We start from the raw sequence: 16,971 nt of genomic DNA, 5'->3' as shown, positions 1-16,971 counted from the left end.
CATATTGCCACGGAGGGGCGATCAACTCAACACGCCCGAGTCGTCAACGCGAAAGACACGCCGAACGGGTTTTCATCCACAGTTGTGAGAATCCAAAAAACGGCTCTGAACTGGGTGCTTGGGATTGTGAGATGCACTTATCCTCAGGTTATCCCCATGGGGTTAACAAACGTACCCAGCGGTTTACACAATTTGTCCCCAACTGTGTACACAGGCTGGTTTGAACACCGGGTAGCTAATCCCTAACGTCGTCCCGGCGTGTCTCGCGATCACGACACCGGCCGCCGCGAAGAGCCTGCGAAGGTTGTCGGTGGGGGCGAGTACAAAGAGTCCGTAGCACCAACTCCGGGAAGCTTTTCCCGGGGCGGCGCAACAGTGATGGGGAAGGTCGGTCGAGTGGCTGTAGTAGACGATCGGGGCCATTCCGAATACCCGGGTCCGCCCGACGCGGAGCCCGGTGAGGAGTTCGGTCGGCAGCCCCCTCAGGACATGGCGGCGGAGCAGTCGGTGCTCGGCGGCATGCTCCTCAGCAAGGACGCCATCGCGGACGTGCTCGAGGTGCTCCGACCCGGCGACTTCTACCGTCCCGCGCATCAGTCGGTGTACGACGTGATCCTGGACCTCTACAGCCGCGGTGAGCCGGCCGACCCGGTGACGGTGTCCGCGGAACTCGATCGTCGCGGCGAACTCCGCCGCATCGGTGGCGCGCCCTACCTGGTGACGCTCACCCAGACGGTGCCCACCGCCGCCAACGCCGGCTACTACGCCGAGATCGTGGCGGAGAAGGCCATCCTGCGTCGCCTCGTCGACGCCGGCACCCGCATCGTGCAGTACGGCTACACCGGCGCCGACGGCCAGGACGTCGCCGAGGTCGTCGACCGCGCGCAGGCCGAGATCTTCGAGGTCACCGAACGCCGCACCACCGAAGACTTCGTCCCCCTCGAGGAGCTCCTGCAGCCCACGATGGACGAGATCGACTCCATCGCCAGCCGCGGCGGCATCTCCCTCGGCGTGCCCACCGGCTTCGTCGAACTCGACGAGATCACCAACGGCCTCCACCCCGGCCAGATGATCATCGTCGCGGCACGACCCGGTGTGGGTAAGGCGCTCGCCCTCGACACTCCCCTCGCCACGCCCACCGGCTGGACCACCATGGGCGACGTCCAGGTCGGCGACCACCTCATCGACGCCGACGGCAAACCCACCCGCGTCGTCGCCGCCACCGACGTCATGGTCGGCCGGCCCTGCTACGAGGTGGAGTTCTCCGACGGCACCGTACTCGTCGCCGACGAGCAGCATCAGTGGTTGACGGGCGTCGACGGACGGGGCACCGTGCGCACCACGGCTCAGATCGCCGGATCGATCGAGCTCGGGCACGAGGTCGCACATACCCGCGCACTGCAGTTGCCGACGTCGACCGTGCACGTCGACCCGTACGCTCTGGGGGCTTCGCTCACTGCCGGGAGCAAGCGAATCCCGGTTGAGCTACTGCGTGGTGCGGAATCGGAGCGTCGCGAGTTGCTGGCCGGCCTGCTCGATGCGGCAGGATCGGTCGCCGAGGACGGCGCGGTGCGGTTCCAGACCGGGAATCCCCCGCTGTCGGAGGATCTCGCCGAACTCGTCGTCAGTCTTGGATACGACTGCCGTCCGGTCGACGGCGGGGTCACGTTCCACGCCGACGACGAGGTGTTCCAGCTTCATCGGAAGGCCATCCGGCACAAGGAACTTCGCGGCGAGGTGAGTGGCTCGCGCCGCATCGTCGCGGTACGTCCGATCGACAGTGTCCCGGTGCGGTGCGTCGAGGTCGACAACGCCGACCACCTGTACCTTGCAGGTCGCTCGATGGTGCCCACCCACAACTCCACCCTCGGCATGGACTTCCTGCGTTCCTGCTCGGTGAAGCACGGCATGGCCAGCGTCATGTTCTCGCTCGAGATGAGCAAGACCGAGATCGTCATGCGTCTGCTGTCGGCGGAGGCGAAGATCAAACTCGGCGACATGCGCTCCGGCAAGATGACCGACGACGACTGGACGAAACTCGCTCGCCGTATGAGTGAGATCAGTGAGGCGCCGCTGTTCATCGACGACTCCCCCAACCTGACCATGATGGAGATCCGCGCCAAAGCGCGGCGGCTCAAGCAGAAGCACGACATCAAACTGATCGTCATCGACTACCTGCAGCTGATGAGCTCGGGTAAGAAGGTCGAGTCGCGTCAGCAGGAAGTCTCCGAATTCTCCCGTAGCCTCAAGCTCTTGGCGAAGGAACTCGAAGTTCCCGTGGTCGCGATCTGCCAGCTGAACCGTGGTCCAGAACAGCGGCAAGATAAGCGCCCGCAGGTCGCTGACCTGCGCGAATCGGGATCGCTGGAACAGGATGCCGACATGGTGATCCTGCTTTACCGCCCCGATGCGACCGAACGCGACGACCCCCGCGGCGGCGAGGCCGACCTCATCCTCGGCAAGCACCGTAACGGTCCGACAGCGACAATTACCGTGGCGCATCAGCTTCACCTGTCCAAGTTCGTGGACATGGCGAGAGGTTAGGCAGCAGCAGCGTCGGTTGTCGGACCTGCGAGATGGCCGGCTTCTCGTCCCACCGGACGTTTCGGCGACCGGCCTGTCGGCCCGACGACACGCTTCCATATGATGTGTGCGTCGGGCGCGCCGGTGTCCGCGAGTCGCGAAACCGGATCGAGTGATCCAGGTCACCGCTGGTGGGGCGGTTGCGCTTGCCGGCATCCGACGCAAGGACACACCACATGAGCCGGGAAGGCAGACAAGCGCAGTGAGCACAGTGGAACTGGCCCAGTGGAACTCCGAGGAAGCTCTCGCGGAGGCAATGATCCCGATCATCGGCGGCCTGCACCGCAGACACGCGGTGACCATTTTGCTTCACAGTCGCTCCCTGGTGAACAAGTCGGTCATCAGTATTCTGCGAACCCATCGTTTCGCCCGGCAGATCAGCGGCGACGAGCTGTCGGTCGAGGAGACGTTCCCCTTCCTCGAAGCGCTCACCCACCTCGATCTGCGGCCCTCGAAGATCGACCTCGGCTTGCTGGTGATGGCCTATCGCGCCAACGGTGACGGAGCATCCGTCCCGGAGTTCGTTGCGCGGAGCCTCGCCGACCTGGTCGGCGGCGCCGAGACGAGCCCCGCGCAGCCGCAGGACGTGGTCCTGTACGGATTCGGGCGTATCGGTCGCCTCGTCGCTCGACTGCTCATCGAGAAGGCCGGCTCGGGCAACGGGCTGAACCTGCGTGCCGTGGTGGTCCGCAAGGGTGGCAGCGACGATCTGACCAAGCGTGCATCGTTGCTGCGCCGTGACTCCGTCCACGGGCAGTTCAACGGCACGATCAAGGTCGACACCGACAACAACACGCTGATCGCCAACGGCAACGTCATCAAGTTCATTTACAGCAACGACCCGGAGAGCCTCGACTACACCGAGCACGGCATCGACAACGCCATCCTGATCGACAACACCGGGATCTGGCGCGACCGCGACGGACTGTCGAAGCACCTCCGCCCCGGTGTCGCGAAGGTGGTGCTCACCGCGCCCGGCAAGGGCGACGTCCCGAACATCGTGCACGGCGTCAATCACCGCGACCTCGATCCGAACGAGCAGATCGTGTCGTGCGCGTCCTGCACCACCAATGCCATCGTCCCGCCGCTGAAGACCATGGACGACGAGTTCGGTGTGTCGCGTGGCCACGTCGAGACCGTGCACTCGTTCACCAACGACCAGAACCTCTTGGACAACTACCACAAGGCCGACCGTCGTGGTCGTTCGGCGCCGTTCAACCTCGTGCTCACCGAGACCGGCGCCGCGTCGGCGGTGGCCAAGGCGCTCCCCGGGCTGAAGGCCAAGATCACCGGTAACTCGATCCGCGTTCCCACTCCGGACGTGTCCGTCGCCATCCTCCACCTTCAGTTGGGTCGTGAGACCACTCGGGAGGAGGTGCTCGAGCACCTCAGCCAGGAGTCGCTGACCGGAGCGCTGAGCCGGAACCTCGACTACACCGCTGCAACCGATGCAGTGTCCAGTGACTTCATCGGTTCGCGGGCCGCGTGCATCGTCGACGCGAATGCGACGATCGTCGACGGCGACACCGCCATCCTCTACGTCTGGTATGACAACGAGTTCGGATACTCGTGCCAGGTGGTGCGCACTGTCCAGTACCTGTCCGGTGTGGAGTACCCGATCTACCCCGCGGTCGACGCCGCTGATGCGATGCCCGTGGGCTGACCGGCGGCACCGTAGGTTCGCGACGCCCGGGAGAGCAGTGGCTGCTCCCCCGGGCGTCGTCGTGTATTCGGTGGATCTCGCCGCTGAAAGCTCATAGCGGAAGCGGTAGTTCGAGCGGCGGCACCATTCCTCTGGAGGTGGTGCCGCCGCGGTGATTGTGGCTGAGGGTGAGCACTTTGGCACGTGGCCGGTGACTCACGAAAGATATTGTAGCCATGGGTAATAGATGATTATCGATGTCGATCTACCGCTCGATCTACCAAAACACGTTGCGCCACAACAATTATAGATACACTTGCTCGGGGGGAGGAACCGGCAACAGGGGGAGTGGTCATGGGTGGGGAAACGGGATCGACTGCAGGCGGCGCATCCGAAGCCAATCTGGATTGTCTAACCTCTTCGAGGTTGGCTTCAGGCATACCTTCGTCAGCACGCGTATTGCGCGCAGACACTGGAGCGCCTGCCGAAATGGGTGAAATCGCGTGTTCGGCTGAACCGCGATGCGTGTGGTCACTGGGTGAAGATCTACGAATGATCGCCAGTCCCCTGGGCAAGGTTGTTCCTGTTGGAATGGTCGACGTTTTCCGGGTGTATCTCGCGTCGGGTCGTCAGATCGAATTGTCGCGCGATCAGGAGTTCAGAACTGTGACAGGCTGGATTCCGCTGAGAGAATTGGAGATCGGTCAACGACTTGCCATTCCGCGATACATCCCCGAGTCGATTCATGGGACACGACTTGCCGATGCTGAAATCATTCTGCTGGCGCACATGATCGGGGACGGATCCTGCGTTAAGCGCCAGCCGATCCGCTACGCGTCGATCGATGAAGAGAATCTCGCGGCTGTGGCAACGGCGGCCACCCATTTCGGTGTCACCGCGATTCGTGACGAGTACGCTGCTGCGCGCTGCATCACGCTCCGATTGCCGGCGCCCTACAGGCTCGGGCACGGCAAGCGCAATCCCATTGCGGCCTGGCTTGATGAACTTGGACTGTTCGGGTTGCGCAGCTATGAGAAGTTCGTTCCCAAAGTGATATTCGATGCTGGGAACGATCAGGTTGCTCTATTTCTGAGACACCTGTGGGCTACGGACGGCTCGGTTCGGTGGGACGAGAAGGGAAATCAGGGCCGCGTGTATTACGGCTCGACGAGCCGTCGCCTGGTCGACGATGTTGCGATACTCTTGCTGCGGATCGGCGTTCACGGCCGGATCAAACGGGTCCGTAAGAAGGGCTACCGGGATTGCTGGCATCTGACCATCGCCGGCTCCCAGAATCAGACGCAGTTTCTCTCCGTGGCGGGTGTGCATGGCGCGAGGGGGGAAGCTGCGCGAAGGGTGCTGGCTGAGCTTCTGTCGTTGGCTCCCAACGTGAACGTCGATACCATTCCGAAAGAGATCTGGGTCAGAGTTCGCGAGATCTTGGCGTCGGATGGCGTCTCGCATCGTGCCTTCGCGGCAGCGATGAATATCAAATTCTGCGGATCGACCCTGTGGAAGCATGCCGCGAGCCGCTCGCGCCTCGCGAAGGTAGCCGAGTTTCTCGACGACGACGGCATCAGGGTCCTCGCCACGAGCGACGTGTTCTGGGACAGGGTCGTGGACATCGTCAGCGCGGGTACCCGAGAGGTGTTCACCTGCCCAATGCTCGGCGCAAACAACCTGGTCGTTGACGGCGTAGTTGTGCGACAAGGTCGGCACCAGGGTGCCGTTCCACAGGCCCGAAACCGGGCCAAGTGTCCAGGCTGGCCGGAGTGATCCACTCATGACAGGACCATTGGCACGTATTTTCTGCTGGCGTTCGCTATCCCGGTAATCGTTTGGCTACGGTTTGTGGCCAGTGATGTGAGTCACTCCCATTGAACTTATCGTGGTCGGCGCACAGCCCAGCCGACGCGCAGGAGGCGAACGTGAAGATCAAAGACGCGGTGCACGGCGCGCAGTCGGCAGATGCGCGCCCGGTGCCCTCGGAACGAGCGAAGATACTGTCCATTCCCTGGCCTTGGTACCTCGTTCTGGTCACGGTAGGTCTGGGTGCCGTCTACACCGGAACACTCCCGGAGAACATCTTCGGTGGTCTGGCCATCGCCATGATCATCGGCTGCGGCCTGTTCTGGATCGGAGACCGCACACCGGCGCTGTCCGCGATCGGCGGCGGCCCGCTGCTGTGCGTGTTCGTGCCGGCTCTGTCGGTGTACTTCGGTCTGGTCCCGGACAGTTTCACCGCGATCGTCAAGGATTGGTTCACCGGATACGGTTTCGTCGAGATCCTCGTGGCGTCGATCATCGCCGGCAGCATCCTCGGCATGGATCGCCGGTTCCTGATCAAGGCCGGTGGCCGATTCTGTGCGGTGATCGTGGTCGCGTTCGCCGTGGTGGTCAGCATCATCGGCGCTCTCGCGGCGGTCACCGGTTTCGGATTCAGGAACGCCGTCCTCGATGTCACCATCCCGATCATGGCCGGTGGCATCTCCGGCGGCGCGATCCCGCTGTCGCAGATGTACGCCGACACCATCGGCGGCGACGCCCAGCAGTACATGTCCGGAATCGTGCCGCCGATCATCTGCGCGAACCTACTGTGCATCGTGCTGGCATCGGTGTACGCGAACCTCACACGCCGCCGCACCAAGTTGTTCGTCGGGTTCAACGGGCACGGTGAGATGCTCCGGATCAAGGCCACCCCTGAACAGGTCGCCGCGGTGACCGAGAAGCGGCCGCTGACGATCAGCGGCCTCGGTACCGGTCTGCTGATGACCGGGGCGATCTACCTCGTCGGGGCGATGCTGCAGGCCGCGGTTCCGCCGGTGCACCTGTACGCCTGGGTCATCCTGCTCACGGCCGCGATCAAGTTGTCGGGTGTGCTGCCGCAGGAGGTCGAGGAGTCGACCACCGAGTGGTACCAGTTCGTGGTCAAGCTGTGGGTGCCGGCCGCGCTGGTCGGTATCGGCGTGTCCCTCATCGACATCGAACAGATCGCCGAACTTGCCTCCCGGCCTGCGTATCTGGCATTCACGGTGGCCACGGTGCTGATCACCGCGCTGACCGCCGGATTCGTCGGGTGGCTGCTGAAGTTGTACTTCGTCGAGTCCTCGATCACGGCCGGGTTGTGTATGACCGACCTCGGCGGATCGGGTGACATCGCCACCCTCGGCACCACCCGGCGCATGCACCTGCTGCCGTTCGCGCAGATCACCTCGCGGCTCGGTGGCGGCCTGGTGCTGCTGTCGGCATCCGGTTTCCTGGCCTACTTCTACGGCTGATTTCGACGGTCGGCCGCCACTCGGCACACACGTATTCGACGAGGAGAAAGAAACACATGGGTAAGACACTGGCCGAAAAGGTTTGGGACGCGCACATAGTTCGCCGAGAGGAAGGTGAACCGGACCTGCTCTACATCGACATGCACCTGCTGCACGAGGTGAACACCCCGCAGGCATTCGACGGTCTCCGGGCCAGCGGTCGCACGGTGCGCCGACCCGACCTGACGCTGGGCACCGAGGACCACAACACCCCCACGGTGGCGGTGGACAAGGAGATCACCGACCCGGCGGCCCGCGAGCAGGTCTCGCTGATGCGCAAGAACTGCGCCGAGTTCGGAATCGAGCTGTTCCGCCTCGGCGAGGAACATCAGGGCATCGTGCACGTCATCGGTCCGGAGCTGGGCCTGTCGCACCCGGGTTCGACCATCGTGTGCTGCGACTCGCATACCGCCACCCAGGGGGCATTCGGGGCATTGGCGTTCGGGATCGGCACCAGTCAGGTCGAGCACGTACTGGCGACGCAGACGCTGCCGATGGGGCGGCTGAAGAACATGGCCGTCACCGTGAACGGATCCCTGCCAGCCGGGGTGACGGCGAAGGATCTGATCCTGGCGATCATCGCCCGCGTCGGGACCGCAGGTGGGCAGGGGCACGTCATCGAATACCGCGGCCGGGCAATCGAAGAGTTGTCCATGGAGGGCCGGATGACGGTGTGCAACATGTCCGTCGAAGCCGGCTCGCGCGCCGGAATGATCGCCCCGGACGAGAAGACATTCGAGTATCTGCGCGGCCGCCCGGCCGCCCCCACCGGGGACGTGTGGGATGCGGAGGTGGCGTACTGGCGCACGCTGTTCACCGATGACGACGCCGTCTTCGACAAGGAAGTCGTCATCGACGCCTCCACGCTGACCCCGTTCGTGTCCTGGGGCACCACACCCGCGCAGAGTGCGCCGTTGGGGGATCCGGTTCCGCACCCGGACCAGTTCACCGACCCGGTCGAGCGGGCCGCCGTCGAGCGCGCCCAGGCGTACATGGACATCACGCCCGGACGCCCGGTCCGCGGCCTCCCGGTCGATGTCGTCTTCATCGGATCGTGCACCAACAGCCGAATCGAGGATCTGCGGGAAGTGGCGCGTGTCCTCGACGGCCGCACGGTCGCCCCCGGTGTCGAGTTGATGATCGTGCCCGGGTCGATGAAGGTGCGTCAGCAGGCGATAGACGAAGGGCTGAACGAGGTGTTCGAGGCCGCAGGCGCGGGACTGCGGTTCGCCGGGTGCTCGATGTGCGCCGCGCTGAACGAGGACCGCCTCACACCCGGCCAACGTGCCGCGTCGACGAACAACCGCAACTTCGAGGGCCGCCAGGGCAAGGGCTCGCGCACCCACATCGTCTCCCCCGCCGTGGCAGCCGCGACCGCGGTGGCCGGCCACCTCGCCGCGCCCGCCGACCTGAACTGACTCCCCCACCGATCGCGAATCGAGGACCTCGTGCAACCGTTCACAGTGCACACCGGCGTCGCCGCCCCGCTGCGCCGCACCGACGTCGACACCGACCAGATCATCCCCGTCCGCTTCCTCACACACAGTTCCCGGACCGGGTTCTCCGACAAACTCTTTCACGACTGGCGTGAAGAACCCGACTTCGTCCTCAACGACCCCGCCTACGCCGGATCGACGATCCTGGTCGCCGGCCGGGATTTCGGTACAGGCTCGTCCAGGGAGTACGCGGTTTGGGCGCTGCAGAACTACGGCTTCCGGGCGGTGATCGCACCCCGGTTCGGGGACATCTTCCGCGGCAACGCCCTCACCAATGGTCTGCTCACCGTGACCCTGCCCACCGAGACCGTCGAACAGATCTGGTCGGTGCTCGAAGCCGAGCCCGGGCGGCAGATCACCATCGACCTGGTCGAACGGCAGGTGCGCGCCGGCGCGATCATCGCGCCGTTCGAACTCGACGACAACACCCGCTGGCGGCTGCTCGAAGGACTCGATCACATCGACCTGACCTTGACCCACGCGGAGACGATCGCCGGCTACGAACATCGGCGGCGCGCCGCGCTGCCGGCCACCACGCAACTCGTACTCTGACGATCACGCCGCGGGCCGAGACCGCCTCAGGGTGTCTCGGCCCGCTTCTTTTCCAGCAACGGCACGATGCGCGGGGCGATGCGGCGACTGAGCACCAGTTCGGACTTCGTGCGCAGCACCCCTTCGGTCGCGATCATCTCCTGCAACACGCGCTCGAAGTCCTCGTGATCGATGGCCACCACCCGGCACAGCAGGTCACCTTGACCGGCAACGGAATTGACCTCGAGGACCTCGGGGATGGTGGCGAGATGCTCACAGGTGACGTTCATCATCGCCTGGGCGATGTCGAGATGCACGAACGCCAGGATCGAGTATCCCAGGGCGGTCGGTTGCATCTGCGGGCGGTAGCTGGTGATGACTCCGTCTCGGGAGAACTTGTCGAGCCGCGACTGCACGGTGCCCCGGGCAACGTTGAGGCGCCGGGCGTACTCCCGGACCCCGGCCTTGGGTTCCTCGACGATCAACTTCAACAAATCGAGATCCAGCTTGTCCAAATTCGCCGACATCGGTGACCCTCTCCAGCGCTCGGGTGTGGCCACCAGATGCTAGCGATCGCTGACCACAACAGAAACATCCTCGCAAAAACCAATACCAAAGACCCTCGACACGGACGAGAAATGCATCCACCTCACCGAACGAACGGACATCACATGCACCATGCGGCACTACCCGGCCCATCCGTCGACGCCGATCGTCGAGCCCTGCTCGGCGCCCTGTCCGCGGTCGCGGACGTGTCCTCGGCGGTCGCCGACGCCCTCGACCACCTCGGCGGCGGTGCGGTCATCGGCGCCGACATTCTGCCCCCGCTGCGACGCGGGCAGCGGATCTGCGGACCGGCCGTGACCCTGCGCTACCGGCGCCTGCCCGGCGACGTGGCCGGAAACCGAGACGCGAACGTCGGCGCCCGCCTGGGGGACCGTGACCTGTACGCGACCGCGCAGGAGGGAGATGTGGCGGTGTTCGACTGCCCAGATCCCGCCGACGCCGCGGTGATGGGCGCCATCTCCGCCCGGTGGGCGCAACTCGCGGGCCTCGCCGGATGCATCGTGGGAGGGGCGGTGCGAGATTCGGTGTCCATCGCCGACAGCGGACTGCCCGTCTGGTCGAGCGCCCGGGTACCCCGGGCGGCACGCTTCCGGTTCGTCACCGAATCGATCGGCGAACCGGTTCGGCTCGCGGGGAATCTGGTGCACCCCGGTGACGTCGTCGTCGCCGACGACGACGGGATCTGCATCGTGCCGTCCGGCGCGTTTCTCGATGTGGTGAAGATCTGCGTGGAGGCAGATCGGATCGAACACGAATTGCTGGGCATCCTGACGGGCAGTGACTCGATCGACGACCTGATGGGCAAGCTGCGCCAGCGCCCCCTGACAGAGTTCGACCGCTGATCCGACGAGCCCCGTGTACCGGCAGACCCTCGTCAGTGCGCGGATCAAATCCGGTTATCACTGTGTTTCGTGGTGCTTCGGTCCTGTAAAACATCCACTCCCAGGGCGGATTGGGCTGGACAGGACTACCGGATCCACTGTATACAGTGAATATGTCGCCTACGTCACACGAGTTCGGGTCTCCGGAAGGGGACCTGACGTCCCGGCTCCGAACCTCCATCGTCGAGGGCATCTATCCCCCTGGCCACCGCTTGGTGCAGGAGGAACTCGCCGACCGGTTCGGGGTGTCGCGGATTCCGCTGCGCGAAGCCATGCGGACCCTCGCGGGGGAGGGCCTGCTGCGCACGGTCCCCGGCCGCGGCACGTTCGTCACCGCGCTCGACCTCGACGAGATCGACGAGATCTACGACCTGCGCCGCCTGGTCGAGCCGAGTTTCGCCGAGCACGTCACCGAGCGAGTCTCGCGGCGCGACATCAGCCGCTTCGAGGCGATGGCCGAGCAGATGGATCAGGTGGCCGACACCGGCGCCGGCGCGTGGTCGCGGACCAACCTGGCGTTCCATCTCGACATGTACCGGCTCTCGCGCCTGCCGATGCGCTACGAAATCATCGCCCAGATGTATCACCGGCTCGAGCCCTACTCCCGGTTCTACGTGCACGGGACATGTGCGTACGACCGGGTCCAGGACGAGCACAAGGCGATGGTTCAGGCGCTCGCCGACGGCAATTCCGAGGAGTTGGCCCGGCAGATCATCCTGCACATCGACGGTGGGCAGACCGGTCTGCACCGCGCCTGGGAGAACTCGGCCGAGGACATGCGCACGTACTGGGCCGAGCGCAGCTGATGGGCACTCGAACGGTCTCGATCAACACCGACATCGGTGAGGGGTTCGGCGTCTGGGGTGTCGGTGACGAGGCGCCACTGATGGATCAGGTCACCGCCGCGAACATCGCCTGCGGCTTCCACGCCGGTGATCCCGACATCCTGCGCCGCACCTGTGAGATGGCCGCCGCCCGTGGGGTTTCGGTGGGCGCGCAGGTGTCGTACCGCGACTTGGCCGGCTTCGGTCGCCGATTCATCGACGTGCCCACCCCGACGCTCGTCAACGACATCGTGTATCAGATCGGCGCCCTGCAGGCCTTCGCGCGGATCGCTGGGACGGTCGTGTCCTACGTCAAGGCGCACGGGGCGTTGTACAACACGGCCGCACGGCATCCGGGCCAGGCGCACGCCATCGCCGAAGCGATCGGGCTGGTCGACCCGGACCTGCCCGTGCTCTGCCAGTACGACACGGTGCTGTGGCACACGGCCCTCGCCGCCGGACTGACCCCTCAGGCGGAGGTGTTCATCGATCGGTCGTACACGGACGAGGGGCTGCTGGTGCCGCGTTCGCACCCGGACGCACTGGTCGTCGACCCGTCCGCGGCCGCGAAGCGGGCCGTCCACATGGTCGTGACCGGGTCGGTCGACGCGGTGGACGGCGGGACGGCCACGGTGCTGCCGGACGGCGCGGCGGCGATCGCGATGTGCGTGCACAGCGACACCCCCGGTGCGGTCGACATCGCCCGGCAGACCCGGGAACTGCTCGGGCGCAACGACGTAGACCTGGCCGGGATCGGGGGTGGACGTCATGACTGAATCCGGCAACCTCCTCCGCGCGGGCGATCGTGCCTGGATCCTCGACGTCGCACCCGATCGGATCGCCGGTGTCGTGGCCGCGGCGCGTGCCCAGAGCTGGTCGGCTCTGCTGGAAGACGTCGTCCCTGCCGCGCGTTCGATCATGTTCCGCGCCAACACCTCATCCGACATGCGGCTGCTCGCCGACCGTGTTCGTCACCTCGTGGACACTGCAGGCGCAGACGCGTCGGCGGCATTCCTCGAACGCGAACCGGTAGTCATCCCGGTGCGCTACGACGGCGAGGACCTCGAGGAGGTGGCACGGAGACTGGACCTGACCACGGCGGAGGTTGTCGCCGCACACACCTCCGCCGAGCATCGCGTGGGATTCTTCGGTTTCGCCCCCGGTTTCGCCTACATCGACGGCCTGCCCGACGCGCTCGAGTTGCCTCGCCGCACGTCGCCGCGCCGACGCGTCGGTGCCGGACTCGTCGCCATCGCCGGCACTCAGACCGTCGTCTATCCCGGCGGCACACCGGGTGGCTGGCACCTGATCGGCTCGACGTCGGAGGTCCTGTGGGACATCGACGCGGCGAATCCCAGCCGGCTGTCCGTGGGTGACCGCGTCGTCTTCGAGGCGGTGGAGTAGATGACCTCGATGCTGACCAGGCCCGTTCGACTACCTTCCGGCACCACGGTGCGCGCGCAGGTGTCGGTGATCGACGCCGGGCTGAGCACGACGCTCCAGGATCTCGGCCGGCCCGGGTTCGCGCACCTCGGGGTCACCACATCCGGTGCCGCCGACCGAGCCGGCCTGACGTTGGCGAACCGCCTCGTCGGCAACGCGGACGGCACCACCGCGCTCGAGAACACCTTCGGCGGGCTCGCGATCGCCGTGTCCGCCGATCGGTACGTGGCGATCACCGGTGCCACCGTCGAGATCCGTGTCGACGGCCGCGCGCCGGCGGAGGGCCGGCGAATCCTGCTGCGGGCCGGGCAGATTCTCTCGCTGGGCCGTCCCGTCACGGGACTGCGCACTTACGTCGCGGTCGAAGGGGGAATCGACACCGATCGGGTCTTCGGTTCCGCCGCCACCGATTGCCTGTCCGGGGTCGGTCCGGTGCAGGTCCGGTCCGGCACGACCTTCGCGCTCGGGGCGGGTCATCCGGTACCCCACGGCATTCCACTCGAGCTGACTGCGCCCCGGCTTCCGGCCGGGGCGGCAGAGGTGCGATTCCGGTGGGGTCCCCGGGACGGCCTGTTCGCGCCACAGGATCGGGCCGCGCTGACCGCCACGACGTGGACGGTGAGTGCGGACTGCGACCGCGTCGGCGCCCGGCTGACCGGACCGCCGCTGACCGTCGGTTCGGTGGATCTGCCGAGCGAAGGCATGGCTCTCGGGGCGATCCAGATCCCACCGTCCGGGGAACCGATCGTGTTCCTCGCCGACCATCCGGTGACCGGGGGCTACCCGGTGATCGGGGTGGTGATCGAACGGGACGTCGACCTCGTGGCGCAGGCAGCACCGGGCACCCGGATCCGACTCGCAGCGCTCCCGAGGGGAGACGACTGACCCGAACCCCGCACGTCCCGTCCATCTCCGATTGCACGAATCACAGAAGAGGAAAAGTATGACCGCCCAACTGACGAACCTCGTTCCTTTCCACCTCGCCATTCCCGTCGACGACATCGACGCCGCCCGCAACTTCTACGGCGGTGTACTCGGATTCACCGAAGGACGGTCCGACACCAAGTGGATCGACTGGAATTTCGGCGGACACCAGGTTGTCACCCATCAGGTCGGTGACGGTCCCAGCGCGACGCCCCGCGACGGAGTGGCCGGGACGAACCCGGTCGACGGACACAATGTTCCCGTTCCTCACTTCGGGCTGGTTCTGCCGGTCGACGAGTTCAAAGTTCTCGCAGAGAAACTCACGTCCATCGGGACGGAGTTCGTGATCGAACCCTACGTGCGATTCGAGGGCGAGCCGGGCGAACAGTGGACGATGTTCTTCCTCGACCCCGCCGGAAATGCAATGGAATTCAAGGCTTTCGCTGACCTGAACCAACTGTTCGCCGTCTGAGTCCGCGGACACAGGTCATCGGCAGGACTGCCATCCTGCCGATGACCACTCGGGCACCCCAGCGCCGCGGTGCCACGTTTTCCGACCCCGAGATCGGGATCTCCTCGCAGCACCTCCGCCACTTCTTCGTTGGAGTTCGCCATGACCACCGTACCTGCCTCAGTGCCCCACACGGGCGATCACCTGCCCGCCCCGCCTCCCATGCAACCCCGTCGCGCCGCCGTTGCGGCCGCGGCCGGTACCGCCGTCGAGTATTACGAGTTCGGCGTGTACGGCTACCTCGCCGTCATCATCGGCCCCCTCTTCTTCCCCAACGACAACCCGACCGCGTCGCTCCTGGCCACGTTGGCGGTCTTCGGCAGCGCCTTCGTCATGCGCCCCCTGGGCGGAATCGTCCTGGGCCGCCTCGGCGACCGGATCGGACGCAAGCCGGTGCTCATCACGACCATCGTGGGCATGGGAACGGCGACCGCCGCCGTCGGGCTGCTTCCCACCGCCGGATCGATCGGTATCGCCGCCCCCATCGCGCTGCTGCTCGTGCGGTTGGCCCAAGGCTTCTTCGCCGGCGGCGAGGTCACCGGATCGGCGACGTATCTGTCCGAATCCGCACCCGCCGGCCGCCGCGGATTCTTCGGCGCCTTCACCCCGGTCGGTGTCGCCCTCGGCGGTGGTACGGCCGCCGTCGTGGCCGGCATCACCACCACGGCACTGACCGACGATCAACTCCGCGACTTCGGTTGGCGCATACCATTTCTGCTGGCCCTGCCGCTGATCGCGATCACGTTGATCGCTCGCAGCAAACTCGAAGACTCGCACGCCTTCGTCGCCGAAACCCAGCAGCACGCACCCGCGAAGTCTCCGCTCATGGAGGTGCTCACCGAGCACACCGCGGCGGTCTTCAAGGTCATCTTCCTGTCGATCGGATCCAACACCGGATACTGGGTCGGCCTGATCTTCATGAACATCTACCTGACCACCTACCTCGGGTACCCGAAGTCGAACACCTTCTGGATCATGGGCGCCATCAGTTTCTTCGTCGCGATCCTGATGCCGTTCTTCGGGGGACTGTCCGACCGGGTCGGCCGCAAGAAGGTCATCACGATCGGTTTCCTCGGCTACGCGATCCTGGTCCTGCCGGCCATGGTCGTGATGGATCAGGGCAGCTTCGCCCTCGCCGTGGGTGCCATGGTGGTGCTCGCGCTGCCGATGCCGATCGTGCAGTCGGTGACCTACCCGACGTATGCCGAACAGTTCCCCACCCGCGTGCGGTACACCGGCCTGTCGATCGCCTTCAACATCGGCACCATCATCGGCGGTGGGCTCACGCCGTACCTGGCCACCTATCTCATCTCCCGCACCGACAACCTCCTGGCCCCCGGGTTCCTGCTGATGGGCGCGGTGGTGCTCGCCCTGATCACCCTGCACACCGTGCGCGAATCAGCCAAGGAGACACTGCAATGATGCTGCCGTCGCCGACGCACCCGGAGGATCTGCGCCGATTGGTCGCGGCGGGGCAGTGGACCGCACCGACCACCGGGATCCTCGACGACTACCAGCAGGCCAACCTCGTCGTCGTGCCGTCCGCCGCCGCCGACGACTTCGCGGAGTACTGCCGCCGCAACCCCGAGGTGTGTCCTCTGCTCGCCAGGACGAATCCCGGCGACCCGCGGATGACCTACGACCACTGCACGGTCGACGTGCGCACGATGCTCCCGCGCTACCGGGTCTGGGAACGCAACACCCTGGTGGCCGAACCCACCGACCTCACCGAACACTGGCGCGACGACGCGGTCGCCTTCGCTCTCGGATGCAGCCACACCTTCGACGCCCCGCTCCGCCGAGCCGGGATCCCCGTCAGCCATGCCGCACCCCCGGTGTACGTCACCGATCGCGGGACCGTGCCTGCCGGGATCTTCGCCGGACCCCTCGCCGTCAGCATGCGCCCCGTGCCCACGTCGCTGGTCGACACGGCAATCGAGGTCACCGGACGGTATCCGACCGGCCACGGCGTCCCCGTGCACGTCGGCGATCCCTCGGCACTGGGAATCGCCGACGTCTCTCGACCCGACTTCGGGGTCTACCCCGGCGTCGGCGAGCACACGGTCCCGGTGTTCTGGGCCTGCGGAGTGACACCGCAACTCGCCATACCCGAGGCGCACCTCGACTACGCGATCACCCATTTCGCCGGTCACATGCTCGTCTTCGACACACTGCTCGACGCATCCGAATCCCTCACCCGAGGTCGTTGAGGACGTCGCCGGACCGGCGGCGCCGGCGATGATCAGCCGCGG

At 65.7% G+C, this 16,971-nt stretch carries 15 protein-coding genes; 14 read left to right on the top strand and 1 reads right to left on the bottom strand.

Annotated features, from left to right (window positions below):
• The first annotated feature begins 396 nt into the window (after positions 1-396).
• The 6 genes from dnaB (at position 397) to leuD (ending at position 9,590) form a co-directional block, all read left to right on the top strand.
• Positions 397-2,544, top strand: coding sequence for a replicative DNA helicase (gene dnaB / locus ACFTZB_RS10665; RefSeq protein ID WP_378431491.1), 2,148 nt, complete (start codon positions 397-399; stop codon positions 2,542-2,544).
• A gap of 241 nt (positions 2,545-2,785) precedes the next feature.
• A complete protein-coding gene (locus ACFTZB_RS10660) occupies positions 2,786-4,246 on the top strand; it encodes a glyceraldehyde-3-phosphate dehydrogenase (protein WP_378431489.1) in 1,461 nt (486 codons plus the stop codon).
• Between the two features lie 531 nt (positions 4,247-4,777).
• The gene (locus ACFTZB_RS10655) at positions 4,778-6,001 is read left to right on the top strand and encodes an LAGLIDADG family homing endonuclease (RefSeq protein ID WP_378431487.1); all 1,224 of its coding nucleotides are present in this window, start codon (positions 4,778-4,780) and stop codon (positions 5,999-6,001) included.
• Between the two features lie 152 nt (positions 6,002-6,153).
• Positions 6,154-7,503: a 2-hydroxycarboxylate transporter family protein gene (locus tag ACFTZB_RS10650; RefSeq protein ID WP_378431486.1), complete on the top strand. Its 1,350-nt coding sequence runs from the start codon at positions 6,154-6,156 to the stop codon at positions 7,501-7,503.
• A gap of 56 nt (positions 7,504-7,559) precedes the next feature.
• Positions 7,560-8,960 (top strand): 3-isopropylmalate dehydratase large subunit, encoded by a 1,401-nt coding sequence (leuC, locus tag ACFTZB_RS10645; protein WP_378431485.1) that lies wholly within the window; start codon positions 7,560-7,562, stop codon positions 8,958-8,960.
• A 30-nt stretch (positions 8,961-8,990) separates the two neighbouring features.
• Positions 8,991-9,590 carry a 3-isopropylmalate dehydratase small subunit gene (leuD, locus tag ACFTZB_RS10640; protein WP_378431484.1) on the top strand — a complete coding sequence of 200 codons (600 nt, stop codon included), beginning with the start codon at positions 8,991-8,993 and terminating at the stop codon, positions 9,588-9,590.
• 26 nt (positions 9,591-9,616) lie between these two features.
• Here the strand turns inward: leuD and ACFTZB_RS10635 are convergent, their stop codons facing one another.
• On the bottom strand, positions 9,617-10,096 hold the full coding sequence (locus ACFTZB_RS10635; protein ID WP_378431483.1) for an Lrp/AsnC family transcriptional regulator: 480 nt from the start codon (positions 10,094-10,096) through the stop codon (positions 9,617-9,619).
• A gap of 144 nt (positions 10,097-10,240) precedes the next feature.
• On the opposite strand from ACFTZB_RS10635, the gene ACFTZB_RS10630 reads away from it, so the two are divergent.
• The 8 genes from ACFTZB_RS10630 to ACFTZB_RS10595 all read left to right on the top strand — a co-directional run bounded on the left by ACFTZB_RS10630 (position 10,241) and on the right by ACFTZB_RS10595 (position 16,929).
• A complete protein-coding gene (locus ACFTZB_RS10630; protein WP_378431482.1) occupies positions 10,241-10,978 on the top strand; it encodes an RraA family protein in 738 nt (245 codons plus the stop codon).
• Positions 10,979-11,130: 152 nt separating this feature from the next.
• A complete protein-coding gene (locus ACFTZB_RS10625) occupies positions 11,131-11,823 on the top strand; it encodes a GntR family transcriptional regulator (RefSeq protein ID WP_276136959.1) in 693 nt (230 codons plus the stop codon).
• Positions 11,823-12,617, top strand: coding sequence for a LamB/YcsF family protein (locus ACFTZB_RS10620; protein ID WP_378431481.1), 795 nt, complete (start codon positions 11,823-11,825; stop codon positions 12,615-12,617). Before ACFTZB_RS10625 ends, ACFTZB_RS10620 begins: the two co-directional genes overlap by 1 nt.
• Entirely contained in the window at positions 12,610-13,245 is a 636-nt protein-coding gene (locus ACFTZB_RS10615) for an allophanate hydrolase subunit 1 (RefSeq protein WP_378431479.1), read from the top strand. Before ACFTZB_RS10620 ends, ACFTZB_RS10615 begins: the two co-directional genes overlap by 8 nt.
• Entirely contained in the window at positions 13,246-14,169 is a 924-nt protein-coding gene (locus ACFTZB_RS10610) for a biotin-dependent carboxyltransferase family protein (protein ID WP_378431478.1), read from the top strand.
• A gap of 58 nt (positions 14,170-14,227) precedes the next feature.
• On the top strand, positions 14,228-14,680 hold the full coding sequence (locus tag ACFTZB_RS10605) for a VOC family protein (RefSeq protein WP_276136963.1): 453 nt from the start codon (positions 14,228-14,230) through the stop codon (positions 14,678-14,680).
• A gap of 141 nt (positions 14,681-14,821) precedes the next feature.
• Entirely contained in the window at positions 14,822-16,141 is a 1,320-nt protein-coding gene (locus tag ACFTZB_RS10600) for an MFS transporter (RefSeq protein WP_378431477.1), read from the top strand.
• A complete protein-coding gene (locus ACFTZB_RS10595; RefSeq protein WP_378431476.1) occupies positions 16,138-16,929 on the top strand; it encodes a D-glutamate cyclase family protein in 792 nt (263 codons plus the stop codon). The genes ACFTZB_RS10600 and ACFTZB_RS10595 overlap by 4 nt, the downstream gene beginning before the upstream one ends.
• The last annotated feature ends 42 nt before the right edge of the window (positions 16,930-16,971 follow it).

Source organism: Rhodococcus sp. NPDC057014 (genome assembly GCF_042673295.1).
In the GTDB taxonomy this organism is placed as follows: domain Bacteria; phylum Actinomycetota; class Actinomycetes; order Mycobacteriales; family Mycobacteriaceae; genus Rhodococcus_F.
Note: the sequence above shows the minus strand (reverse complement) of the source record. Positions and strands in the feature narration are given on the sequence as shown.